The sequence below is a fragment of the Actinomadura barringtoniae genome (assembly GCF_017573505.1).
Classification (GTDB): Bacteria; Actinomycetota; Actinomycetes; order Streptosporangiales; family Streptosporangiaceae; genus Spirillospora; species Spirillospora barringtoniae.
This window is the reverse complement of record NZ_JAGEOJ010000024.1, coordinates 26948-50493: the sequence shown is the minus strand read 5'-3', so window position 1 is coordinate 50493 and position 23546 is coordinate 26948. Positions and strand designations below refer to the sequence as shown.

General features: G+C 71.9%; 20 protein-coding genes and 3 riboswitches. Of the genes, 5 read left to right on the top strand and 15 right to left on the bottom strand.

Annotated elements, in window-relative coordinates; all coding sequences use genetic code 11:
- Positions 1 to 46 precede the first annotated feature (46 nt).
- A riboswitch (glycine riboswitch) is annotated at positions 47 to 142 on the bottom strand.
- A riboswitch (glycine riboswitch) is annotated at positions 143 to 237 on the bottom strand. It lies immediately after the preceding riboswitch.
- Positions 238 to 517: 280 nt separating this feature from the next.
- Complete coding sequence (locus tag J4573_RS43685; RefSeq protein ID WP_208262164.1) at positions 518 to 2962, top strand: lysylphosphatidylglycerol synthase transmembrane domain-containing protein; 2445 nt, start codon at positions 518 to 520, stop codon at positions 2960 to 2962.
- Positions 2963 to 3079: 117 nt separating this feature from the next.
- Here the strand turns inward: J4573_RS43685 and J4573_RS43680 are convergent, their stop codons facing one another.
- From J4573_RS43680 to J4573_RS43645, 8 genes are all read right to left on the bottom strand, one after another.
- Entirely contained in the window at positions 3080 to 3679 is a 600-nt protein-coding gene (locus tag J4573_RS43680; RefSeq protein ID WP_208262162.1) for a MerR family transcriptional regulator, read from the bottom strand.
- Positions 3680 to 3991: 312 nt separating this feature from the next.
- Positions 3992 to 4462, bottom strand: a complete 471-nt coding sequence (locus J4573_RS43675) for a bifunctional nuclease family protein (RefSeq protein ID WP_208262161.1) — start codon at positions 4460 to 4462, stop codon at positions 3992 to 3994.
- 141 nt (positions 4463 to 4603) lie between these two features.
- Positions 4604 to 5329 carry a transcriptional regulator FtsR gene (gene ftsR / locus J4573_RS43670; protein WP_208262159.1) on the bottom strand — a complete coding sequence of 242 codons (726 nt, stop codon included), beginning with the start codon at positions 5327 to 5329 and terminating at the stop codon, positions 4604 to 4606.
- Positions 5330 to 5401: 72 nt separating this feature from the next.
- A complete protein-coding gene (locus tag J4573_RS43665) occupies positions 5402 to 5950 on the bottom strand; it encodes an FHA domain-containing protein (protein WP_208262157.1) in 549 nt (182 codons plus the stop codon).
- 277 nt (positions 5951 to 6227) lie between these two features.
- Complete coding sequence (locus J4573_RS43660; RefSeq protein WP_208262155.1) at positions 6228 to 6956, bottom strand: DUF881 domain-containing protein; 729 nt, start codon at positions 6954 to 6956, stop codon at positions 6228 to 6230.
- Positions 6953 to 7285, bottom strand: coding sequence for a small basic family protein (locus tag J4573_RS43655; protein WP_208262154.1), 333 nt, complete (start codon positions 7283 to 7285; stop codon positions 6953 to 6955). Before J4573_RS43655 ends, J4573_RS43660 begins: the two co-directional genes overlap by 4 nt.
- Positions 7286 to 7334: 49 nt before the next feature.
- On the bottom strand, positions 7335 to 8261 hold the full coding sequence (locus J4573_RS43650) for a DUF881 domain-containing protein (protein WP_208262152.1): 927 nt from the start codon (positions 8259 to 8261) through the stop codon (positions 7335 to 7337).
- 27 nt (positions 8262 to 8288) lie between these two features.
- On the bottom strand, positions 8289 to 8939 hold the full coding sequence (locus tag J4573_RS43645) for a LysE family translocator (protein WP_208262150.1): 651 nt from the start codon (positions 8937 to 8939) through the stop codon (positions 8289 to 8291).
- Between the two features lie 97 nt (positions 8940 to 9036).
- Between J4573_RS43645 and J4573_RS43640 the strand changes: the two genes are divergently transcribed.
- Positions 9037 to 10365, top strand: coding sequence for an aminotransferase-like domain-containing protein (locus tag J4573_RS43640; RefSeq protein ID WP_208262148.1), 1329 nt, complete (start codon positions 9037 to 9039; stop codon positions 10363 to 10365).
- 72 nt (positions 10366 to 10437) lie between these two features.
- Here J4573_RS43640 and J4573_RS43635 read toward each other — a convergent pair whose 3' ends face one another.
- Together J4573_RS43635 and clsA are read right to left on the bottom strand one after the other, a co-directional pair.
- Complete coding sequence (locus J4573_RS43635) at positions 10438 to 12936, bottom strand: mannose-1-phosphate guanyltransferase (RefSeq protein WP_208262147.1); 2499 nt, start codon at positions 12934 to 12936, stop codon at positions 10438 to 10440.
- Positions 12937 to 12945: 9 nt separating this feature from the next.
- Complete coding sequence (gene clsA, locus J4573_RS43630) at positions 12946 to 13605, bottom strand: cardiolipin synthase ClsA (RefSeq protein WP_243774552.1); 660 nt, start codon at positions 13603 to 13605, stop codon at positions 12946 to 12948.
- A gap of 76 nt (positions 13606 to 13681) precedes the next feature.
- On the opposite strand from clsA, the gene J4573_RS43625 reads away from it, so the two are divergent.
- Both J4573_RS43625 and J4573_RS43620 read left to right on the top strand, forming a co-directional pair.
- A complete protein-coding gene (locus tag J4573_RS43625) occupies positions 13682 to 14209 on the top strand; it encodes an NUDIX domain-containing protein (protein ID WP_208262145.1) in 528 nt (175 codons plus the stop codon).
- Entirely contained in the window at positions 14206 to 15201 is a 996-nt protein-coding gene (locus tag J4573_RS43620) for an adenosine deaminase (RefSeq protein ID WP_208262144.1), read from the top strand. Before J4573_RS43625 ends, J4573_RS43620 begins: the two co-directional genes overlap by 4 nt.
- Here the strand turns inward: J4573_RS43620 and J4573_RS43615 are convergent.
- The 3 genes from J4573_RS43615 to J4573_RS43605 form a co-directional block, all read right to left on the bottom strand.
- Positions 15170 to 16360 (bottom strand): sensor histidine kinase, encoded by a 1191-nt coding sequence (locus J4573_RS43615; RefSeq protein ID WP_243774570.1) that lies wholly within the window; start codon positions 16358 to 16360, stop codon positions 15170 to 15172. The genes J4573_RS43620 and J4573_RS43615 overlap by 32 nt on opposite strands.
- 84 nt (positions 16361 to 16444) lie before the next feature.
- Entirely contained in the window at positions 16445 to 17695 is a 1251-nt protein-coding gene (locus tag J4573_RS43610) for a M20 family metallopeptidase (protein ID WP_208262142.1), read from the bottom strand.
- Positions 17692 to 18873 carry an MFS transporter gene (locus J4573_RS43605; protein ID WP_208262141.1) on the bottom strand — a complete coding sequence of 394 codons (1182 nt, stop codon included), beginning with the start codon at positions 18871 to 18873 and terminating at the stop codon, positions 17692 to 17694. The genes J4573_RS43610 and J4573_RS43605 overlap by 4 nt, the downstream gene beginning before the upstream one ends.
- 120 nt (positions 18874 to 18993) lie before the next feature.
- A riboswitch (TPP riboswitch) is annotated at positions 18994 to 19107 on the top strand.
- On the opposite strand from J4573_RS43605, the gene thiC reads away from it, so the two are divergent.
- A complete protein-coding gene (thiC, locus tag J4573_RS43600) occupies positions 19103 to 20836 on the top strand; it encodes a phosphomethylpyrimidine synthase ThiC (protein WP_208262140.1) in 1734 nt (577 codons plus the stop codon). Its footprint overlaps the riboswitch before it by 5 nt.
- Before the next feature lie 75 nt (positions 20837 to 20911).
- Here the strand turns inward: thiC and J4573_RS43595 are convergent, their stop codons facing one another.
- Both J4573_RS43595 and J4573_RS43590 read right to left on the bottom strand, forming a co-directional pair.
- Positions 20912 to 22891 carry a WD40 repeat domain-containing serine/threonine protein kinase gene (locus J4573_RS43595; RefSeq protein ID WP_208262139.1) on the bottom strand — a complete coding sequence of 660 codons (1980 nt, stop codon included), beginning with the start codon at positions 22889 to 22891 and terminating at the stop codon, positions 20912 to 20914.
- Positions 22892 to 22950: 59 nt separating this feature from the next.
- Positions 22951 to 23535 (bottom strand): class F sortase, encoded by a 585-nt coding sequence (locus tag J4573_RS43590; RefSeq protein WP_208262137.1) that lies wholly within the window; start codon positions 23533 to 23535, stop codon positions 22951 to 22953.
- Between the last annotated feature and the right edge of the window lie 11 nt (positions 23536 to 23546).

Genomic DNA, 23546 nt, shown 5'->3' with positions numbered 1-23546 from the left:
CTGCGGTCGCTCAGGGCCACCAACGGCCCCTGTGGGCCGATGGCCGGTCTCCCCCTCTGTCATGGGCACCTGAGAGCTTCACCCGCCGCGTCGCGGGGTTTCCCCTTCGGTGAGGCGAAGACCGCCTGCTTTCCAGAGGTGCCTCGCCCGAGCGGTCCTTTTGCCTGAGAGGTTCCGGGGAGGTTGCCCCTTCGGCGTCCCACGCTGGCTGCGTGGAATCTCTCCCGCACAGGGTCGACGGCATGTGTATATGGGAACTCTATCCAACGAGCGGGCGAACGATCGCCGCCGGTATCGCCCCGGGCGTGGCGGACGGGGCATGATCAACCGCCTGGATCCACCGCGTTACGATACGTGAGACTCACGGAGGGGCGGCCGTGAGGCAGGGGGCGAGAAGAATACAAGGCACCGGTGTACCCAAGCGGAACCCGTTCGCGGGCCGCGCTCGACTACCTGCCGAGGGGTCTGAGACGCTGATCTCAGTGAACGGTCCGGCAGGTGGTGCGTGACTCAGGGCGTGACGCAGACCCATGACGAGGCGCCGCAGCCAGAGGAGCTCGGCGCCCCGACCGTCGGCGTGCCCGTGGACGAGCCCGAGGCCCCCGACCGCATCCGCCGCCCGACCGACGCGATCCGTTTCGCGGCCTCGGTCCTCGGCCTGGTCGCGGTCATGGTGCTGGTGTCGATCGCTAAGCAGACCACGCACGGCCTGCAGAGCGACATCGTCGAGGGCACCGCGCACGCGCCGCGCATCCTGCTGTCCCTGGCGACGCTGGCCTCCAGCTTCGGCGTGCTGGCCGTCCCGGTCGCGTTCGCGATCGAACGGATGTTCCACAAGGACGGCATGCGGGTGGCGATCGCGCTGCTCGCGGCGGTCCTGGCGTTCGCGCTGACGATCATCCTGGACGACTGGGTCGCGCCGTCGGCGCCCGGCGGCGTGCTGGACTCGCTGATCTGGGGCGGCCACGACACCGCCCCGGTGCACACCGACATCGCGCCGGTCATCGCGTTCGTCACGGCCGTCGGCATGGCCGGGCGCACCCGCTGGCAGGCCGCCACCTGGGCGATGATCGGCCTGGCCGCGCTGACCGGCCTCACCGCCTCCTACGCCTCGGTGTCGGCGCTCGCCGCCACCTACTTCCTGGGCCGCGCGTTCGGCCACGGCACGCTCTACGCCGTCGGAACGCCCAATCCGCGCCCGCCGGGCACCTCGGTGATGGCGGCGCTGTCCCGGCTCGGCTTCAAGCCGCTCAGAGCCCGTCAGGCCGCCGCCCTGCCCGACGGCCCCCGGGTCTACTTCGTCGCCGTCGAGCGCGGCGGCCGGGCGCTGCCGAGCGGCGAGTGGCAGCTGCGGCTGAACGTGCTGGACCGCGACCAGCAGACCGCCGGTCTGTTCTACCGGGTCTGGCGGCTGCTCAGGCTCCGCGCGAACCCGCCCCGCCGGGCCCTGCGCTCCCTGCGCCGCTCACTGGAGCAGGAGTCGCTGATGTCCTACGCCGCCACCGCGGCCGGCGTCCGCACCCCCCGCCTGGTCGGCACCAGCGAGGTCGGCACCGAGGCCGCCCTGCTGGCCTACGAGCACGTCCAGGGCCGCCGCCTCAGCTCGCTCGCCGACGAGGAGATCACCGACGAGCTCCTGGTGGACGTCTGGCGGCAGCTGAAGCGCCTCCAGGCGAGCCGGCTGGCGCACCGGCGGCTGGACGGCGAGGCCATCCTGATCGCCGCCGACGGCCGCGCGCACATCATCGACATGCGTTCCGGCGAGATCGCCGCCGGTGACCTGGCGCTCCGCCTGGACCTGACCCAGCTGCTCACCACCCTGGCCCTGCGGGTCGGGGCCGAGCGGACCGTCGCCACCGCCGTCAAGGTCGTCGGCGAGGCGACCCTGGCGGGCGCCGTCCCGCTGCTGCAGCGGGTGGCGCTGAGCCGCGAGAGCCGCGCGGCGGTACGGCACGACAAGGAGCTCCTCCCCCAGATCCGCGAGCAGATCGTCCGGCTGGAGCCCGAGACGACGATCGCGCCCGTCCAGCTGGAACGGTTCCGCCCCCGGACGATCATCAGCATGGTCGCCCTCACGTTCGCGGCCTACATCGTCATCCCGCAGGTCTCCAGCGTGGACCTGACCCATCTGGCCGCCACGGCCAAGTGGTGGTGGGCGGCGGTCGGCGTGGCCGCGGCGGGCGTCAGTTACGTCGCCGCGGCGTGGATGCTGATCGGCTTCGTGCCCGAACGGCTCCCCCTGTGGCGCACGGTCCTGGTCCAGCTGGCGGGGTCCTTCGTGAAGCTGGTCGCACCCGCCGCCGTCGCGGGCGTGGCGCTGAACACCCGCTACCTGCAGCGCAGCGGCGTACGGCCCGGACCCGCCGTGGCCAGCGTGGGCGCCTCCCAGCTCATGGGCATGGTCACCCACATCCTGCTGCTGATCTCGTTCGGCTTCATCACCGGCTCCACCACCAACGCCACCAAGGACCTGGCGCCGTCCCGGCTGATCGTGATCGTCCTGCTGACCGCCGCGATCCTCGCGGGCCTGGCGATGACCATCCCCAAGGCCCGCCGGACCGTGACGGCCCGGCTGAAGAGCATGTTCTCCGGCGTCGTGCCCCGCCTGGTGGACGTCCTGCAGTCCCCCCGCAAGATGATCACGGGCATGGGCGGCATCCTGCTGCTCAGCGCGAGCTTCGTGGTCTGCCTGGACGTCTCGATCCGCGCGTTCGGCGGCTCGCTGCACTGGACCTCGGTCGTGGTCGTCTACCTGACCGCCAACGCCGTCGGGTCGGCCGCGCCCACCCCGGGCGGCCTGGGCGCCGTCGAGGCGTCCCTCACGGTGGCGCTGACCATCTCCGGACTGCCCGCCGAGACCGCGGCCTCGGCGGTGCTGCTGTACCGCCTGCTGACGTTCTGGCTGCCGGTGCTGCCCGGATGGGCCTCCTTCGCCTACCTACAGCGAAAAGAAGCGATCTAGCGGCCGGGGAGCCGTCCGGCCCCAGGCTGTCCGGCCCGAGGCCGTCCATGTCCACAGAAGTCGGCCACGCCCACAAAACAGGCCGGCCCAGAGTGGTGGGCCGGCCGGAGTGGCCGTCTAGCCGATCCTGCGACGCCTGCGGTGGGCGAGCTCGTCGTGCGGGTGCTCGTCGGGCTCGTCGTCGACGGCGGCCCGTTCGGCGGGCAGCTCGGCGAGGCTGCCCTCGACCTCCTGCCAGACCCGCCCGAGCGCGATCCCGAAGACGCCCTGGCCGCCCTGGAGCAGATCCACGACCTCGTCGGGCGAGGTGCACTCGTAGACGCTCACACCGTCGCTCATCAGCGTGATCTGTGCCAGGTCGTTCACCCCGCGGTCGCGCAGGTGCGTCACCGCCGTGCGGATCTGCTGGAGGGACACGCCCGTGTCCAGCAGCCGCTTGACGACCTTGAGCACCAGGATGTCGCGGAAGCTGTAGAGCCGCTGGCTCCCCGACCCGTGGGCGGCCCGCACGCTGGGCTCGACCAGTTCCGTGCGCGCCCAGTAGTCGAGCTGCCGGTAGGTGATCCCCGCCGCGGAGCAGGCCGTTGGACCGCGGTAGCCGACGTCCTCGGGCGGCGCCGACACCTCGGTGTCGAACAGCAGGCCCTGCTCGCCGGCGCGCTGTGATGCCACGCGCCTGTCGGGGGTCGCCTTGCCCTCGCCGCTGCTCACCGCCACGCGGACCTCCGGCTTCTATCAGCCCGCGACGCTCCGTCAAGGGGGTTTGACGAATTACACCACGGGTGTTCCACCAGCACGGTAGGTGCCGGTCAGGGTGTGGTCAACGTTCGTCGTCGGCGCGTCGCATGCCCGGATGAACCGGCTTCACGTGGGCAAACTGCGCACCTACGCTCTCACCGCACTCCTACCCCGCCGGTTACCCTGCGGAAACAACGGACCGCGAACCCACGCACACGATCGTATGACCCCGCATTCACGCCGGCCCCGCAGGACTCCCCGGAACCGGCGTACGGCTACGGCGAGCGACGGTCAGCCGGCCCGCCCGAAGTCCTCCGGCGAGATGGTGTCCAGGAACTCCCTGAACTTCTCCACCTCGTCCTCCTGCTCGTCGGGGATGGCCACCCCCGCCTCCTCCAGCACGTCCTCGCTGGCGAAGATGGTGGCCCCGGTGCGCAGGGCGAGGGCGATGGAGTCGGAGGGGCGTGCGCTCACCTCGACGCCGTTGGAGAAGACCAGATCGGCGAAGAAGATGCCCTCGCGCAGCGCCACGATGTTGACCGTCCGAAGCTGGACGCCCAGGGAGTCCAGGACGTCCCGGAACAGGTCGTGGGTGAGCGGGCGCGCCGGCAGCACGCCCTGCTGGGCGAAGGCGATCGCGGTGGCCTCGACCGCCCCGATCCAGATGGGCAGGTAGCGATCGCCGTCCGTCTCCTTCAACAGGACGATCGGCTGATTGGAGGGCATCTCGACCCGGACGCCGACGACCTCCATCTGCTTCACTGCGGCTCCCTGCTGGTCCTCGGTGTCTCGATCACCGGTTGAGCAGATCGACTTCTGACGCAACCCTGTAGCCAACGTACACCCGACCCCCGACATGGGGGCGAGCCGACGGCGCGGGAAAATCCTCCGGCGGATTCATGATCAAGGGTCCAGGCTTTCGCGGAGGCCGGTGGAGACCAGGGCCTCGTGCAACCGGACCGACAGCGCCGCGATCTCGCGGGCGGTCTCGGCCGCCTCCTCATGAGCCCCAGGGCTGCGGCGACGCAACTGTGGCGCCACCGCCTGCTCGATGAGGCCGACCTGCCGTTCGGCCGCCGCCTTGATCGCGCGCAGGTTGCGGGCCTCGAACCCGTACGAGCCGAGCGCCGCCGCGGCCCGCGCGATCGTCAGCGCCTCGCCCTCGTAGTGCTTGCCGGAGCGGCGCACCAGGCCGTAGTCCTCCAGCTGCGCGAGCAGGTCCTCGTCGATCCCGGCGCCGTCCAGCAGCTGCCGCCTGGTCAGCCGTACGGCGGGCTCGGCGGCCGTCGTGTCGGCCGCGACCAGGGTGCGCGGGCGGCGCTGCCGCTCGGTGCCGCCGCGCCGCTCGCCGAGCGGCGGGAGCGGCTCGCCCCGGTCCAGGGCCTCCAGATGCTGCTTGATGACGCGCAGCGGCAGGTAGTGGTCGCGCTGGACGGTGAGGATGAAGCTCAGCCGTTCCACGTCGGTGTCGGCGAACTTGCGGTAGCCCGACGGGCTGCGCTGGGGCTCGATCAGCCCCTCCGCCTCCAGGAACCTGATCTTGGAGATCGTGACGTCCGGGAACTCGGCCCGGAGCCGTCCGAGCACGTCCCCGATCGTCATGAGGGCCCGGGCTGGCTGTGCGCTCATGGCCCCTCCCCTCGCCGATGCGCGACCCCGCGCCGCCCGGTCCCCCCGTCAGGCCCGGGCCGCCGCATGTGGTCAGCCGTGCTGTGGGTTGGTCAGGAACACCAGGCGGAACTTGCCGATCTGGACCTCGTCACCGCCGGAGAGGCCGGCCTGGTCGATCCGCTGCCGGTTCACGTAGGTGCCGTTCAGGCTGCCCACGTCGCGGACGGAGAACGTGCCGCCCTGCCGGGCGAACTCGGCGTGCCTGCGGGACACCGTCACGTCGTCCAGGAAGATGTCGCTCTCGGGGTGGCGCCCCGCCGAGGTGCGGTCCTTGTCGAGCAGGAACCGGCTCCCGGCGTTCGGGCCGCGCTGGACCACCAGCAGGGCCGTGCCGGGCGGCAGCGCCTCGACCGCGACCTGCTCCGGGCCGACCTGGGGCTCGGCGCCCTGGTCGGCGGCCTCGAGGGCCTCGAAACCTCCGATGGAGATCGTCGAGGTCGACTCGCCAGGGGACTCCTTGTACGGCTGTGGAGGAGGCGAGGGGGCGGCCGTCCGCGTCAGCGGTGAGCCGCAGTTCGAGCAGAAGCGGGCATCATCCGGGTTGGCGTGACCGCACTGCGTGCAGTAGACGCTCGGCATCGATCGGCTCGGCCTCCTACCATCGGCGTGCAGCGGGCACCTCGTTCCTCACGAGCACCCCCGCGTCACGCGCATCCTGTACCAACCCACGCCGGGGACCCGCCCCCGACCACGGTCCACTTCCCCCGCCCACCATCGCGACGGTTGCCGCAACTTACGCGGGTAGTGCCCGAGGGGTCAACCGTAGCGGGGAGCAAGACTCCCCCAAGCTACCTTCGATGATGATCGCAGGTCTACGCCGCCGCGCGGACACCGTCCGACCACCATGTCAGACCCCTCACCGAGACCGTATCGCGCGAACGGTGATCTGCGCGCGCTGGGTGATCGTGGGCGCGGCCCCGGCGTTCTGGAGCGTCTTGACCACACCGCCCGGAATGCCCAGTGCCGTAGTCAGGGTGTGGGCGTCTCCGATGGCCAGGAACGTGTACGGCGGTTGCAGCCGGCGCCCGTCGGCGGTGATGCCGCCGGGCGTGTCCAGGAAGTAGGTGTCGACCCCGGCCCGCACGTCGTTGACCTGGATGACCTCGGCGCCGGCGTCGCGCAGCTCCTGGAGGGCGTCCAGCAGGTTGACGGCGTGGACGGACCGGCGCGGGTCGGCGATCAGCAGCTCGATGCCGGGGCCCTCGGCGGGCAGCGTGCCCGCCAGCAGCCCGTAGGTGGTGGCTCGCCGCCGCGCCTCCTCCAGCGCGGTCTCGCCCTGCCCGTCACGTTCCAGCCCGGCCTTGGTGTTCTCCAGGTCGCGCAGGTCGCCGCGCAGCCGTTCGGAACGTTGCGAGAGGTCGGAGAGGATGCCGACGAGCTCGTCCTGGCGGGCGGTGGCGAACGTGGTGTCGCGCCGCGTCGACTGCACCTGGGCGACCATGGCGAAGCCGAGGACGAGGCAGAGCAGCCCGCCGATGAGCTGCCCGAGGTTCGTGCGCGGCCGCAGCAGCTCCAGCAGCCCCGGAGGGCGTGCGGGCGCGTCCCTGTCCACGTCCGGCCGGTCGCCGGCCTGGTCCTCGCTCATGCGCCGAAGAGCTTCCGCCGGATGGCCGCGGCGTTGGAGAAGATCCGGATGCCCAGGACCACGACCACGCCGGTCGACAGCTGGGAGCCGACGCCGAGCTTGTCGCCGAGGAAGACGATGAGCGCGGCGACGATGGTGTTGCTGACGAACGAGACGACGAAGACCTTCTCGTCGAAGATCCCCTCCAGCCGCGCCCGGACGCCGCCGAACATCGCGTCCAGCGCCGCCACGATCGCGATCGGCAGGTAGGGCTGGAGCCACAACGGCACGGTGGGCTCGAAGAACAGGCCCAGCGCCACCCCCGCGACCAGGCCGATCAGTGCGATCACGCCCGGCACTCCCATCGCTCGCTCATCGTCTCCCCCGTTCCGTGCCCGCTCATGGACGGCGAGCCCCCTCGCCCTCCGGGCGCGCGTAGCGCAGTTGCAGCGTTCCCGCGGCGGGCAGCCGCGCGTCGTCCTTCCCGCGGACGTCGTAGCGGATCCGGAAGCGTTCGTGCAGCAGGCGCAACCGCTTGTCGGCCGCCGAGCCGCGGAAGGCGTCATGGATCCGGTCCCGGTCACCGATCGCGGTGACCTCGTACGGGCCGCTCAGCGGCCGGTAGTCGACCAGGACGGCCTCGCCCGCGGTACGGATCGCCGTCGTCGGGGTCAGCCGCTGGCCGTTGATCCCGATGGCGGTGGCGCCGGCCGCCCACAGGCCGTTCACCAGCACCTGAAGGTCCTGATCATAGACCCGGCCGTCGTCGGGCCCGCCGCGCCCGTCGCCGCCGTCGCCCGCGTCGTCGAGGGTGACCACGACGGCGTCGCCCGACACCGGGGCTGCGGCCGCGGCGGCGGTCTGCCGGGTGAGGTCGGCCTTGACGCGGCGCCCGTCGTCGCTGCGGGCCAGCGCGGCGGTGCGCTGCTTCTCGGTCTCGTCGCGCAGCCGGTCGAGGCGCCGCTGCAGTTCGTCGGAGTCGGCGGTGCGCTGGCGGATCTCGCCGATCAGCCTGCTGCGCTGCTTCTGCGCGAGCGGCTCGCTGCGCCGGACCTCGTGCACCGCGACGGCCGCCAGCAGCCCGACCAGCACGAGGACGGCCAGGACGCCGACACGCCGGAACCCGCCGTGCCGGGGCGGCTCCCCGGCGGCCTTGCGGCGCGCGGCGGCCTCGGCGTAGCCGGGGTCGAGGAGCTTTCCGGCGAACAGGTCAGAGAGCAGCGACATGGAGGCGTCGGGCCGCCGCCATCCCCGCACGTCGTCGCGCGCGCCCTCGTCCGGCACGCCGTCATCGGCCGCGCCGCCGTCCCACCGTCGATCGCTCACCGGCCAATCATGGCAAGCGTCGCCAAATCAGGGTGACGCCACGACGGCACGCGAGCGGTCCAGTCCGATGTGCAGGGCGAGGCCGCCGAGGACGGTGCCCATCGCGTACCGCTGGACCCGCTGCCACAGCGGGCGGCGCGCCAGGAACGCGGCGACCGACCCGGCGCCCAGCACCCACAGGCAGTTGACCGTGAGGGCGACGGCGGTCTGGGTGAGCCCGAGCAGCAGGCTCTGGAGCGCGACGTGGCCACGGCCGGTGTCGATGAACTGGGGCAGGATCGACACGTACACGATGGCGATCTTGGGGTTGAGCAGGTTGGTCATCAGGCCCATCGTGAAGAGCCTTCGCGGCGGGTCGACCGGCAGTTCCCTGGGCGCGAACGGGGAGGCTCCCCCGGGCCGCACCGCCTGCCAGGCCAGCCACAGCAGGTAGGCGGCACCGGCCAGTTTGATCACCGTGTAGACGGCGGGCACGATCGTGAAGACGGCGGTCAGCCCCGCGGTCGCGGCGGTCACATAGATCAGGAACCCGGCCGCGACGCCGCCGAGCGAGATCAGCCCCGCCCGCCGGCCCTGTGTGATCGACCGCGACACGAGATAGATCATGTTCGGCCCCGGGCTCAGCACCATGCCGAGCGCGACGGCCGCGATTCCACCGAGGGCGGCGAACGTGATCATTAACACCCCTTACCGAACGATTGCCCCGAGCCTATTGCCCCGGATTGTCTCGGTGCAATAGGCTCATTGCCCTCGGTGCAATGGAGGGCCAGGGTTGATGGAGGACTATCGGCTGGTGGCCGACGCGGTGGCCGCCGACATCGCCGCCGGACGGCTCCGGCCGGGCGAACGGCTCGCCACCCAGCGCGCGTTCGCCCGCGAGCGCGGCATCGCCGGCTCCACGGCGGGCCGGGTCTACAAGGAGCTGGCACGGCGCGGCCTGGTGGTCGGCGAGGTCGGCCGGGGCACGTTCGTGCGCGCGGCCGGGATCCGCGACGAGCCCGCCCTGGCCGAGCCCGCGGGCGCCCGGGTCGATCTGGAGCTCAACTACCCCGTCGTGCCCGGCCAGTCCGCCCTGCTCACCCGTTCCCTCGAACGGCTCGCGGGCCCCGGCGCCCTCGACGCGGCGCTGCGGCCGGTCGGCGTGACCGGGACGCCCGCCGCCCGCGAGGCGACCGCCGCGCTGCTGGCCCGGCCCGGCTGGTCGCCCGACCCGTCCGGGCTGCTGTTCGCGGGCAACGGGAGGCAGGCGATCGCGGCGGCGATGTCGGCGCTGGTGCCCGCCGGGGAGCGGCTCGGCGTCGAGGCGCTCACCTACCCGGTGGTCAAGGGCCTGGCGAACCGGCTCGGCATCACGCTGGTGCCGCTCGCGACCGACGAGCACGGCCTGCGCCCCGACGCCCTCGCGCGGGCGGGTGTACGGGCCGTCTACCTCCAGCCCACGCTGCAGAACCCGTTCAGCACGACGATGCCGGAGGAGCGGCGGGCCGAGCTGGCGAAGGTGCTCCGGCGCGCGGACGTCCACGCGATCGAGGACGCCATCTGGGCGTTCCTGCTCGACGACGGCCCCGCACCGCTCGCGGCCTTCGCGCCGGAACGTACGATCCTGGTCGACAGTCTTTCCAAGCGTCTCGCCCCGGGCCTCACCCTCGGGTTCGCCGTGACGCCTCCCGCGCTGGCGGCCCCGATGACGGCGGCGCTGCGTTCGGGCGCCTGGATGCCGACCGGGTACGCCATGGAGGCCGCGACCGGCTGGATGACCGGTGGAACGGTCGCCACGATCACCGGCGCCAAGCGCGCCGACGTCGTCGCCCGGCAGCGGATTCTGCGCGACCGGCTCGACGGGTTCCGGCTGCGGACGGCACCCCGCTCCTACTTCTGCTGGTGGGACCTCCCGCCGCGCTGGCGTGCGGAGACGTTCGTCGCCGCGGCCGCGCGCCGGGGCATCGCGGTGACCCCGGCGGCGGCCTTCGTGGTCGGGAACGCGGGCGCGCCCAGCGCCGTCCGCTTCGGCCTGGCCTCTCCCCCGCCGGACGTCCTGGACCAAGCCCTTGGCACGCTCGCGCAGATCGCCAAGGGCACCCCCGACGACACCCCCATCGACTGAACACGCCGATCTTGCTCTGAGCGCCCTTTCCGGGGGTGCGAGAGGGCGCTGAGAGCAAGATCGGCGTGGTTGTCAGGAGCCTGCGCGTTCCACTACTGCGGCCCATTCCTCCAGGAGGGCCTGGGCGGCGTCCTCGTCGGGGCCCTCGGCCCACAGATGGGTGACGGCCTCGGAGGGGTCGGGGAGGACCAGGACCCAGCGGCCGTCGTCCTCGACGACGCGGACGCCGTCGGTGGTGTCGATCTGCCGGTCGCCGCCCGCCTCGACGACGGTCCGCATCACGCTGCCCTTGGCGGCCCACGGCGTCGGCACCGACCGGCGCAGCAGGTGCGCCTCGGGAATGCGGGCGTCGATCTGGGAGAGGGTGAGCCGAGTGCGGGCGATCAGGCCGACCAGCTTGATGAACGCGGCGATCCCGTCGACCGTCGTGCTGAACTCGGGCATCAGGAACCCGCCGCGGCCGTCGCCGGCGAAGACGATGTCGGGGTCGGCGACCGCGCGGGTGAGCACGTCCTGCGAGGTGGAGGTCCACTCGACCTGCACGCCGTGGTAGCGGCAGACCTTCTCTGCGACCCGGGTCGTCGTGACCGGCAGCGCGACCCGCCCGGCGCGCCGTTCGGCGGCGACCAGGTCGAGCATCACCAGCAGCGCCCGGTCGTCGCTGATCAGCTCGCCGTTCTCGTCGACCAGCGAGATCCGCTCGCCGACCGGGTCGAACCGGACGCCGAACGCCGCGCGCGAGGAGGAGACCAGCTCGCCCAGGCGCTGCAGGTCGCGCATCCGCTCGGCGAGGGTCTCGGTCGGGTTGACCTCGTCCAGCCCGTTGTTGCGGGTGAGGACCTCGACGCCGACCTTGCCGAGCAGGGCGGGCAGCACCAGCGAGGCGGTGCCGCCGGCCACGTCCAGCACGATCTTGAGCTCGGCCTCGCGGACGCCGCTCATGTCGACGCGCCGCAGCAGATCGCGGGTGTAGGTCTCGACCACGCGGGCCGGGTAGTTGAGCTCGGCGATCTCGCCGGGGAAGGCCCGGCGGTACTCCTGGCGGCCGAAGACGCGCTCCAGCTTGCGCTGGGCGTTCAGCGACAGGTCGGCGCCGTCGGCGTCCAGGAAGAGGATGTCGACGCCCTGCGGGTCGCCGAGCGTGGTGCGGATGTAGATGCCGCCGGCACAATCCTCGCGGCCGGTCTCGAACCGCGCCACCGGCAGCGGGCAGGCCTCCAGGTCCTCCACGTTGATCGCGCTGGAGGTGAGCGCGCTGATCACCGCGCGCTTGAGGGTACGGGCGGCACGGGATGCGTCGCGGCCGGTGATGACCGTAGTGCCCTTGCGCAGCGTAGTCGCGTACGCGCTGGCCAGCCGGACCGCCAGCTCAGGGGTGATCTCCACGTTGATCAGGCCGGACACGCCGCGCGGCCCGAACAGGTTGCGCTGCCCGCGCGATTCCCAGATCACGCTGGTGTTGACGACGGCCCCGGCCTCGATCGTCTTGAACGGGTAGACCTTCACCCCGCTGGAGACGTAGGCCTCGGACTCGATGACGCACTCGTCGCCGACGATCGCGCCCTCCTCGACCCGGGCGCCGGACATGATGTCGGTGTTCTTGCCGATGACGCAGCCGCGCAGGTTGGTGGAGGGGGCGACGAAGACGTTGTCGTGCACCACGGCGCGGTGCAGGAACGCGCCCTCCTTCACCACCACGTTGCTGCCGAGCACCGTGAACTCGCGCAGCTCGACGCCCGCCTCGACCTTGGCGTAGTCGCCGATGTAGAGCGGGCCCTTCAGCACCGCCTCGGGGTCGACCTCGGCGCCCTCGGCGATCCAAACGCCCGGCATGACCTCGAAGCCGTCCAGGTCGATGTCGACCTTGCCGGACAGCATGTCGGCCTGGGCCTTCAGGTAGCTCTCGTGGGTGCCGACGTCCTCCCAGTAGCAGTCGGCGACGTAGCCGAACAGCCGGGCGCCCTCGGCCAGCAGCTTGGGGAACACGTCCCCGGACCAGTCGACGGACTCGCCCGCCTCGACGTAGTCCAGGACCTCGGGCTCCATCACGTAGATGCCGGTGTTGACGGTGTCGGAGAACACCTGGCCCCAGGTGGGCTTCTCCAGGAAGCGCTGGATGCGGTATTCCTCGTCCACGATGATGATCCCGAACTCCAGCGGGTTCGGTACGCGCTTCAGCCCGATCGTGACCAGGGCGTCGTTGCTCTCGTGGAAGCGGACCATCTCGGTCAGGTCGATGTCGGTGAGCGCGTCCCCGGAGATCACCAGGAAGCGGTCGTCGCGGAGCGCCTCCTCGGCGTTCTTGACGCTGCCCGCCGTGCCGAGCGGCATCTCCTCGGTGGCGTAGCTCAGCGACATGCCGAGCTCCTCGCCGTCGCCGAAGTAGTTACGGATCAGGGCCGCCAGGAACTGGACGGTGACGACCGTCTCGTCGAAGCCGTGCCGCTTGAGCAGCCGCAGCACATGCTCCATGATCGGCCGGTTGATGACGGGAAGCAGGGGCTTGGGCTGATTGGCGGTCATGGGCCGCAGTCGCGTGCCCTCTCCGCCCGCCATCACGACGGCCTTCATCGGGGGGTCTCAGCTCCCTCTCTGATCGCCGGCCTGTGCGCCGGGACCGGCGGCGGGCGGGGAGCCGCGGTCGGCCAGCACCAGTTGCCGCGTCTGCTCCCAGTAAAGAATGGCCGCCCACCAGTAGAGCGCCGTGCCCCAGATGGCGAAGGACCAACCGATGACCTTCGCCGTGGTCGCCACGCCCCCGTCGTGGTCGCCCAGAAGCAGCAGCGGGAACGCGTAGAGCAGGCACATCGTGCCCGCCTTGCCCACGAAGTGGACCGGAAGCGTCCCGCCGTACCCGAGCCGCCGCATGATCGGCACGATCGGGGTGATCGCGACCTCCCGCGCGACGAGCAGGACCACCAGCCAGACCGGGATGATGTCGCGCACCGTCAGCCCGATCAGCGTGGCCAGGATGTAGAGCCGGTCGGCGGCGGGGTCCAGCACCGCGCCGAGCCTGCTGGTCTGGTTGAGGGCGCGGGCGAGCTTGCCGTCGAGCCAGTCCGACAGCCCCGCGAAGACCAGGAGGCCGAGGGCCCACCAGTCCGCCTTGATCAGGACGAGCCAGAGGAAGAGGGGCACTCCGAGCAGCCGCGCGAAGCTCAGGATGTTGGGCACCGTCCAGATCCGGTCCGGCAACGCCTCTTGCCCGGCCTCCGGCGCCCTGTCAACCTCAGCGCTCAAAGCTCGCCATCCTTCCGTCCCCAATGATCCTGACCCTATCGGTAAGGCTTTGAAAGCCCCCCGATAGCGTCCTGGCATGCGATGGACGGTGCACGGCGAGAGATCCCTTTACGAGAGCCCCTGGATGAGGGTAAGGCTGGCCGACGTCGAGCTTCCCGACGGCCGCCGCATAGATCATCATCTGCTCAGGCTCCGGCCCGCCGCCGGAATCGCGGCGGTCGACGATCAGGCCCGTGTCCTGCTGATCTGGCGCCACCGGTTCATCACCGACCGGTGGGGCTGGGAGATTCCGGGCGGCCGGGTCGAGGAGGGCGAGGAGCCCGCCGAGGCCGCCGCGCGCGAGCTCGTCGAGGAGACCGGCTGGCGTGCCGGACCGCTCACCCACCTGCTGGACGTCCGCGCCTCCCCCGGCGTCCACGATGGCGTTCATCACATCTTCCGGGCCGACGGCGCCGAGCTGATCGGCGAGCCGACCGACGTGGAGGCCGAGCGGATCGAGTGGGTGCCGCTGTCGTCGGCGGCCGAGCTGGCCGCGCAGGGGCACATCGGTTCCGGTTCTACCATGGCCGCACTGTTGTATCTCGCCTCCGGAGGGCCACGATGACCGCTCCGCTTCCCAAAGCGGAACTGCATCTGCACATTGAGGGAACGCTCGAGCCAGAGCTCGCGTTCGCCCTCGCCGAGCGGAACGCGGTCACGCTGCCGCACGCCTCGGCCGAGGAGCTCCGGAAGGCCTATGCCTTCGAGGATCTGCAGTCCTTCCTGAACCTCTACTACGAGCTGATGTCGGTGCTGCGGACGGCCGAGGACTTCGCCGATCTCGCCGACGCCTACCTGGAGCGGGCCGCCGCTCAGGGCGTCCGGCACGCGGAGATCTTCTTTGACCCGCAGGCGCACACCGCCCGAGGCGTGCCGCTGGAGACCGTTCTGGCCGGACTCGGCCGCGCCCTGGAGGCCGCGCCCGAGCGCCACGGGATCAGCACGCGGCTGATCATGTGCTTCCTGCGCGACCAGTCCGCCGAGTCGGCGATGGAGACGCTGGAGGCCGCCCGGCCCTGGTTCGGGAGCCTGATCACGGCGGTCGGACTGGACTCGGCGGAGGTCGGCCACCCGCCGTCGAAGTTCCGCGAGGTCTACGACCGCGCCCGGGAGGCGGGGCTCCGGCTGGTCGCGCACGCGGGCGAGGAGGGGCCGCCGGAGTACGTCTGGGAGGCCCTGGACGTCCTCAAGGTCGAGCGGATCGACCATGGCATCCGGTCCTTGGAGGACGAGCGCCTGGTGGAGCGGCTCGTCCGGGATCAGATCCCGCTGACCGTCTGCCCACTCTCGAACGTGCGGCTGCGCTGCGTGGACCGGCTCGCCGACCACCCGCTACCGCGCATGCTGGAGGCGGGGCTGCTGGTGACGGTCAACTCCGACGACCCGTCCTACTTCGGCGGCTACGCCGAGGACAACTTCCAGGGGCTGCGCGCCGAGACGGGCCTGACCGACGAGCAGCTGCGGCGGCTGGCGGCCAACTCGTTCCGCGCGTCGTTCCTGTCCCCGGCCGAACGCGACGCCCATCTCAAAGAGGTCGAGTCGTACCGGTTCGGCTGAGCGACGGAAGCACGGCAGTCACAGCGAAGCCGACCTCGCCCGCGCCTGAGCCCGCTCCCGGGCCCGCGTCGAGCGTGCCGCCGATGCTGCGGGCCCGTTCGATCATGCCGAGGATCCCGAAGCCCTGGCGGTCGTGGGGGTCGTGGCCGACGGGTCCTTGACCGTCGTCGACGACCGACACCGTCAGCGCGTCCTCGGCCCGCTCCAGCCGCACCTGGACGGCGGTCGCCTCGGCGTGCTTGACGACGTTGGTCAGCGCCTCCTGGACGATCCGGTACGCCGCCACGCCCACCTCGGGATCGACCGGCCCGTCGCCCTCCTCGGTCAGGGACACGGTGAGCCCGGTCATCCGGGCCGCCCGCAGCAGGTCGGGGATTCCCGCCACGCCCGGCAGTTCCTCGGGCGGCTGGCCGACGTCGGTGCCCCTGAGCACCTGGAGCGTGCCGCGCAGCTCCGTTCGCGCCTCGCGGCAGGTGGCGGCGATCGAGCCGAGCGCCTCGGCGAGCTCGGTGCGGTCCAGCGGCCGTTCCCCCGCCACCAGATGCGCGGCGGCCCCGGCCTGGACGCCGATCACGGTGATGCTGTGCGCGAGCAGGTCGTGCAGGTCGCGGGCGATGCGGAGCCGTTCCTCGGCGACCCGGCGCCGGGCCTCCTGGTCGCGGGTGCGTTCGGCGCGCTCGGCCCGTTCGTTGGCGGCGGCCATGCGGGCGCGGTAGATCCGCCAGGTCTGCACGGCGACGATGACGGCCGCGACGCCCTCCAGCGTCCCGATGGTCTCGAAACCGCTGCGGCCGTTCGCGCGCATCCCGAAGACGATCGCGCAGACGGCGAGCACGCCCACGGCCCCGAGCAGGACCACCCGGACCCGGCGGCCCATCGCGGCGAAGGTGAACAGGCCCAGGACCTCGGCCGGGACGGCCGCGTGGTGCTGGTACTGCAGCAGGTGGTACGGCAGCACGAGCGCGACCATCGCGACCATGATCGGGCCAGGCCAGCGCCGTCGCCAGGTCAGTACCAGGCACGCCGCGGCCAGCAGCAGCGCGCCGCCCGTGTCCAGCGGGCGCACGCCGGGCCAGGCCACCGCCGCCGCGAGCGCCCCGGCGGCGATCACCGCCGCGAGCATCCCGTCCAGCGCGGTGCCGTTGATCCGCGACCCCATCACCAACACGGATCCATCCTGCCGCACCCTCCCGCGACCGCGCTCCCGGGGCGGTCCGGGCCGGGAGCGCGATCGGTCGGCCGGTCAGCCGCCGAGCCAGGCGCGGGCGGCGGTGTACATCGCGGTGACGCCCGTGGTGAGGGTCGGCTCGATGACCGGCGCGAACTGCGGCGAGTGGTTGAACGGGATCTCGCGTTCGACCGTGCCCGCCTTCGCCGCCGCCGCGAACTTCTCCGGGTCGGTGCCGCCGAACAGCCAGTAGCAGATCGGCACCCCCGCGGCGGTCGCGAAGATGCCCACGTCCTCGCTGCCGGGCACGGCGCCGGGGTCGACGACCGTCTCGTTCCCGAACCGCGCGCGCAGGGCCTGGGCGGTGCGCGCGGTCGCGTCCGGGTCGTTGAACAGGAGCGGGAAGGTGCCGATCGGGGTGATCTCGGGCTCGCGAAGAGCCCCGGACGCGACCGCCTCGGCCTTGATGATGCGTTCGACCGCGTTCAGCACCTTCTTGCGGACCGGCTCGGTGAACGTGCGGATGTTGAGCTTCAGCTCCGCGTCGTCCGGGATGATGTTGTCCTTGGTCCCCGCGCGCATCGAGCCGACCGTGACCACGGCGGTGTCGCCGCCCGCGATCTCCCGGGACACCACCGTCTGGAGCCGCATGACGGTCGAGGCGGCCATCACCACCGGGTCGATCGCCGCCTCCGGCATGGAGCCGTGTCCGCCCTTGCCGAACAGCCTGACGTCGATCGCGTCGGTGGCGGCGAACGCGGGGCCCGCGTGGACGCCGAGCATCCCGGCGGGCAGCGGCATCACGTGCTGGCCGAGCACGACGTCGGGCTTGCCGAACCGGTCGAAGATCCCGTCCTCGACCATCGCCCTGGCGCCGGCGCCGATCTCCTCGGCGGGCTGGAATACCGCCAGCACGGTCCCGCTCCACTCGGCGCGCGCGGCGTTCAGCAGGTCGAGGGCACCGAGCAGGCAGGTCACGTGCATGTCGTGGCCGCAGGCGTGCATGACCGGGACCTCGCGGCCGTCGGGGTCGGTGCCCTTGACGGTGCTGGCGTACGGGAGGCCGGTGCCCTCGGCGACCGGCAGCCCGTCGAAGTCCGCGCGCAGGAGAACGGTCGGGCCGTCGCCGTTGCGCAGCGTCCCGACCACCCCGGTCCGGCCGACGCCGGTCGCCACGTCGAGGCCGAGCGCCTTCAGGCGCCGCGCGATCTCCCCGGCGGTCCGATGCTCCTGGAAGGACAGCTCGGGGTTGGCGTGCAGGTCCTTGTAGAGCTCGGTCAGCCCCGGCCGGATGTGCTCCAGGCGGGCGGTCAGGTCGTCGGTCATCGACGGGTCTCCTTCTCGGTTTCGAAGCCGGGTGCCGGAACCAGTGCCAGCACCGCGAGCAGGGCGAGGACCGCCGCGACACCAGCGGCCAGGACGCCGTACGAGGCGGCGGCGATCGTGTCGGTCCAGGTGGACGAGGTGACGATGGCGGCGAAGACGGAGGACGCGACGGCCAGGCCGAACGCGGCGCCGAGCGAGCCCGCCACCAGGTGGTACGCCGAGGCGTCGGCCGCCCGGCCGCCGGGGACGGCGTCGATCGCCGCGTCGCGGGACAGGGCGGCCAGCGTTCCGGCTCCCAGGCCGACGGCGCCGAGGCCGATCGCCACGGCGAAGCAGTAGGCGACCTTGCCGAGTCCGGTGAACGACACGGCGAGCACTCCCGCGATGGCGAGTGCGCAGCACGCCACCATCGGCAACCGCGCCCCGTCCCACCTGTCGGTCAGCCCGTTCACGCGGAGATGCGCCAGCAGCCCGGCGGCCATGGGGAGCGTCAGCAGGGCGGCGCCGAACGCGGGCATGCCCCGGCCCTGCTGCAAATACAGGATCACGACATAGAGACTTCCCACGGCGGTGAAGGCCAGCAGGAAGACGGACATAACAGCACCGCTGAACGCATGCCGTGCGAAGAGCGAACGGTCCAGGATCGGCTGCGGCCCACGCTTCTGCGGTACGTCGTTCGCCTCGTTCATCAGGACCAGCGCGGCGAGGGCTGCCGGAATCGTCAGCCAGAAGACCCATCGCCAGCCGAGCAGCGACGACACCGCTCCCCCGGCGACGATCGAAAGGCTCCCGCCGACCCATGCGACCAGGCGCGTCGTCCGGGTGAGCGCGGCCGTTCCGGACACGACCATGGCGCCCGCGGCGCCCAAGACGATCCGCCCGACCGTCATCAGCAGCGCGCCCGTCGCGCCCGCGCACAGCAGCGCCCCGACGACCGTGAGCACGAGGCCGACCCGGGTCATCGTCGGCCGTCCGAGCCGTCCGGCGATCCGGTCGCGGAGCAGGTAGGCGATCCCGAACGCCAGCGGCAGTACGCTCACCGCGATGTTCCCCGCCCATTCCCTCAGCCCGAGGTCCTCTATCGTCCCCGGGGCCGCCGCCAGAAGGGCTCCACCGGAGACCCAGTACGTGCAGACGCCGAGGCACGCACCGGCGAAGAGCCGGTCGTTCTTCGTCATGTCCCCCCGCCTCGGTCTCCGGCGTTTTGGGGGGTCCGGTGCTCATACCCGCAGGTGAGGGCGTTCCATACATCAGGAGCCCGAGTTGCGGCAACGGGGGTGAAGGGCGTTACGGTCGATGGGACAGATCGCGGGGGCCCGGCGAACCGGGCTGAGATAGCGGCTGAGACGGCCGCTGACCGCTGGAACCTGACCGGGTAATGCCGGCGTAGGGAGAGATCGAGTCGTCATGAACGACACTGCCGTTTCACATGCCCGCAAGACCTACCTCCACGGCTCGCGTGCCGACCTCCGGGTGCCGATGCGCGAGGTGCCGCTGACCGATGGCGGCGCCGTGGTGCTGTACGACACGAGCGGGCCGTACACCGATCCCACGTACGAGCCGGACGTGCGCCGCGGCCTGCCCGCGCTGCGCGCCGGGTGGATCGCCGAACGCGGCGACACCGCGGGGTACGAGGGTCGAGCCACCCGCCCCGAGGACGACGGAAGGAAGTCCACCGACCCGTTGCGCGATCGGGCCTCGTTCCCGGCCCGGCTGCCGCTGAGGGCGACCGGCCGCGCGGTGACCCAGCGCGCCTACGCGCGGCGCGGGGAGATCACCCCCGAGATGGAGTACGTGGCGCTGCGCGAGGGCGTGGAGCCGGAGTTCGTGCGGGCCGAGCTCGCGGCCGGCCGGGCCGTGCTGCCCGCCAACGTCAACCACCCGGAGATCGAGCCGATGATCATCGGTAAGAACTTCCTGGTGAAGGTCAACGCCAACATCGGCAACTCGGCCGTGGCCTCCTCGATCGAGGACGAGGTGGAGAAGATGACCTGGGCGACCCGGTGGGGCGCCGACACCATCATGGACCTGTCGACGGGCCGCGACATCCACACCACGCGCGAGTGGATCCTGCGCAACTCCCCCGTCCCGGTCGGCACGGTCCCGCTCTACCAGGCGGTCGAGAAGGTCGGCGGCGACCCGGCCGAGCTCACGTTCGAGATCTTCCGCGACACCGTGATCGAGCAGGCCGAGCAGGGCGTCGACTACATGACGATCCACGCGGGCGTGCTGCTGCCGTACGTGCCGCTCACCGCCCGCCGCAAGACCGGCATCGTCTCCCGGGGCGGCTCGATCATGGCGGCCTGGTGCCTGGCGCACCACCAGGAGAACTTCCTCTACACCCGCTTCCGCGAGCTGTGCGAGATCTTCGCCGCCTACGACATCACCTGGTCGCTCGGCGACGGCCTGCGCCCCGGTTCGATCGCCGACGCCAACGACGAGGCCCAGTTCGCCGAGCTGCGCACGCAGGGCGAGCTCACCAAGATCGCGGCGGAGTACGACAACCAGGTGATGAACGAGGGCCCGGGCCACATCCCGATGCACAAGATCAAGGAGAACGTCGAGCTCCAGCAGGAGTGGTGCGACGAGGCGCCGTTCTACACCCTCGGCCCGCTGACCACCGACATCGCGCCCGGCTACGACCACATCACCTCGGCCATCGGCGCTGCGATGATCGGCTGGTTCGGCACCGCGATGCTCTGCTACGTCACGCCGAAGGAGCATCTCGGCCTGCCGGACAAGGACGACGTGAAGGCCGGCGTCATCGCCTACAAGATCGCCGCGCACGCGGCCGATCTCGCCAAGGGCCACCCCGGCGCCCAGGCCTGGGACGACGCCCTGTCCGACGCGCGGTTCGAGTTCCGCTGGGAGGACCAGTTCAATCTCTCCCTCGACCCTGACACAGCGCGTTCTTTCCATGACGAGACGCTCCCGGCCGCGCCCGCCAAGACCGCGCATTTCTGTTCGATGTGCGGTCCGCACTTCTGCTCCATGAAGATCACGCAGGATGTGCGCCGGTACGCGGAAGCCAACCACCTGAACGACGACCAGGCCCTCACCGCCGGAATGCGGGAGAAGGCCGCCGAGTTCCAGGCCTCCGGCAACCGCGTCTACCTCCCGGTCACCCCCACCGACGCCTGATCCGGCGCCGGGCCCCGGCTCCGGCCGGGGCCCGGTGCGGTCCCTCCGGCGTGGCCGCATCCGGCCTGGAGCCGCTCACGGGGCGGGGATCGACCACAGCCTGACCGTTCCGTCGTCGCCGCCGGTCGCCAGGACGCGGCCGTCCGGGCTGAAGGCGATCGCGTTGACCACCGAGTCACCCGCCTTGATGCTCGCCGGGAGGCGCTTGCCGGTGGCGGCGTTCCACAGCAGCACCGACGAGCCGCCCGCCGAGGCCAGCACGCGCCCGCGCGGGTCGAACGCGACGGCGCTGATGCTCTTGTCGTGGCCGGTCAGGGTGCCCTCGGACGCGCGCGTGGCGGTGTTCCAGAGCCGCACCCGGCCGTCGTAGCCGCCCGCGGCGAGCGTCCTGCCGTCGGTGCTGAACGCCAGGCTCGACACCACCGACGACACCTTGGTCAGCGTGACCGACGTGGCGGGCGTCGCCTTGGTGTCCCACAGCCGGATGGTCGCGCTGCCGCCGACGGCCAGCCGTCCCTGCCTGCTGTAGGCGGTCGTGAACGTGCTCTCCGAGGGTGCGCGCAGGGTCGTCTTCCAGGTCTTGGCGGCGGTGTTCCAGAGCCGGACCGCGTCGCTGCCCGCGCACGCCAGCAGCGTGCCGTCGGGGCTGAACGCCATGCTGCCGACGCCGTTGCCGTCGGTCTCGAACTCGCCCTTGCTCTTGTGGTCGGCGGCGTTCCAGAGGATGACCCGGCCGTCGTAGCTGCCGGAGGCGATCGTGCGGTCGTCGGGGCTGAACGCCAGGCTGAAGATCGTGTACTTGTGGCCGCGCAGCGCGCCCGCGCTCTTGCGCCGCGCCACGTCCCACAGGTGCACGACCCTGTCGTCTCCGCCGACCGCGAGCGTGCGCCCGTCGTGGCTGAAGGCCAGCGTGAAGGCACGTTCGCCGGGGAACGAGGTGATGAGGCGGACTGCGGCGGGTGGGGCCGAGGGCGTCACCACGGCGCTGTTGTTCTTCGGGGGCGGGTCTCCGTTGCGCAGCAGCACGCCGACGAGGGCGAGCGCGGCGACCGGCGCCGCCGCCGCGATGAGCGCCCGGCGGCGTGGCAGCTCGCGGACGGCGCTGGCGAGCCGCCACTTGGTGGACGAGGAGTTGCGGCGGTCCGCGGCCAGCGGATCGGTCTCCTTGTCGTCCTCGGTCGAGGTGGGCGTCACGGTCGTGACCGGTGCGGGGTCCAGCCAGCCCGCGTCGTCCTTGAGGAGCAGCTTGAGCATCCCGGCCGTCTGGGCGGCGGTGAGCCTGCCGGCGACCTCTCTGTGCAGGAGGCCCTGGATGACCGGGGTGAGCGGCCCGGCCCGCTCGGCGGGCGGCGGATCCTCGGTCAGGATGGAGTAGAGCACGGCGTTCGGGTTGGCGCCCGGGAAGGGACGGCGGCCCTCCACGGCGTAGAAGAGCGTTGCGCCGAGCGACCACAGGTCCGACGCGGGGACCGCGTCCTCGCCTCGCGCGCGTTCGGGCGCGGTGTAGGCGGGCGCGCCCATGATGACGCCGGTGTGGGTGAGCGACGGGTCGCCCTGGATGACCGCGATGCCGAAGTCGGTGAGCACGGCCCGCCGGTCGCTGATGAGGACGTTGGCCGGGTTGACGTCCCGGTGCACCACGCCCGCGGCGTGCGCGGCCGTCAGCGCGCCGACGATCTCCAGGCCGATCTCGGCCACGCGGCTGGGCGGCAGCGGTCCCTCGCTCCGCACGACGGCGTTCAGCGAACGGCCCTCGATCAGCTCCATGATGATCCACGGGTCGCCGCGGTGCTCGACGACGTCGTAGATCTTGACCGCGGCGGGGTGGTCGATCCGCGCGGCCGAGCGCGCCTCGCGGAACGTCCGGTGGCTGCGTTCGCGCCACTGGTCGGCGGCCAGCGCGGCCGACTCCGCAGGTAGGAACAGCTTCTTGGCCGCCACGTCGCGGCCGAGCCGCTCGTGCCGGGCACGCCAGACCACGCCGAAGCCGCCGCGGCCGATCTCTTCGATGAGCTGGTACTGCCCGGCGACCAGCTGACCAGGGGCCTCGCTCATGGCTCCCCGCCTCCCACCGAGTGCGTGCGCATCAAGAATCACTCATCGGGTGGACCGGCTCAATGAACCAGACCGGCATAAACGACGACATTAGTGGTGTAGTGCCGCGTTGCCCTGTCGAAGCCGCCCCCGCAGGTGATCAGACGGAGCTGCGGGTCGGGTGTGGCGCCGTAGACCTCCTTCGTGGGGAAGCGCACCTTCGGGTAGGCGCGCACCGACTCGACCTTGAACGCGACGCGCGCCCCATGGGAGTCCCGCACCGTCACCACCGCGCCCGGCCGCAGCTCGCCCAGCCGGGTGAAGACGGCGGGGCCGGTCCGGGAGTCGACGTGCCCGACGATGACCGCCGGGCCGGGTTGCCCCGGCCGCACGCCGTCGGCGAACCACCCCGCCCGGCCCGGAAGGCGCGGCGGCGTCAGCACTCCGCCCTGGCCCATCCGGAGCCGTTCCAGCGTGCTGCTGACTCCGATCGAAGGGATCTCGACCCTCACCGGATCGCCGCGCCGCGCGTAGACCGGCTGCCGCGACGCCTGGGCGACCTGCCCGGGCGCCGCCGACCAGCCGGGCACGGGGCCGGACGTGACCGGACCGGTCCCGTCTCCCCCGCACCCGGCGACGCCGGCCAAGCACACTGGCACGAACATGACGGTCACCC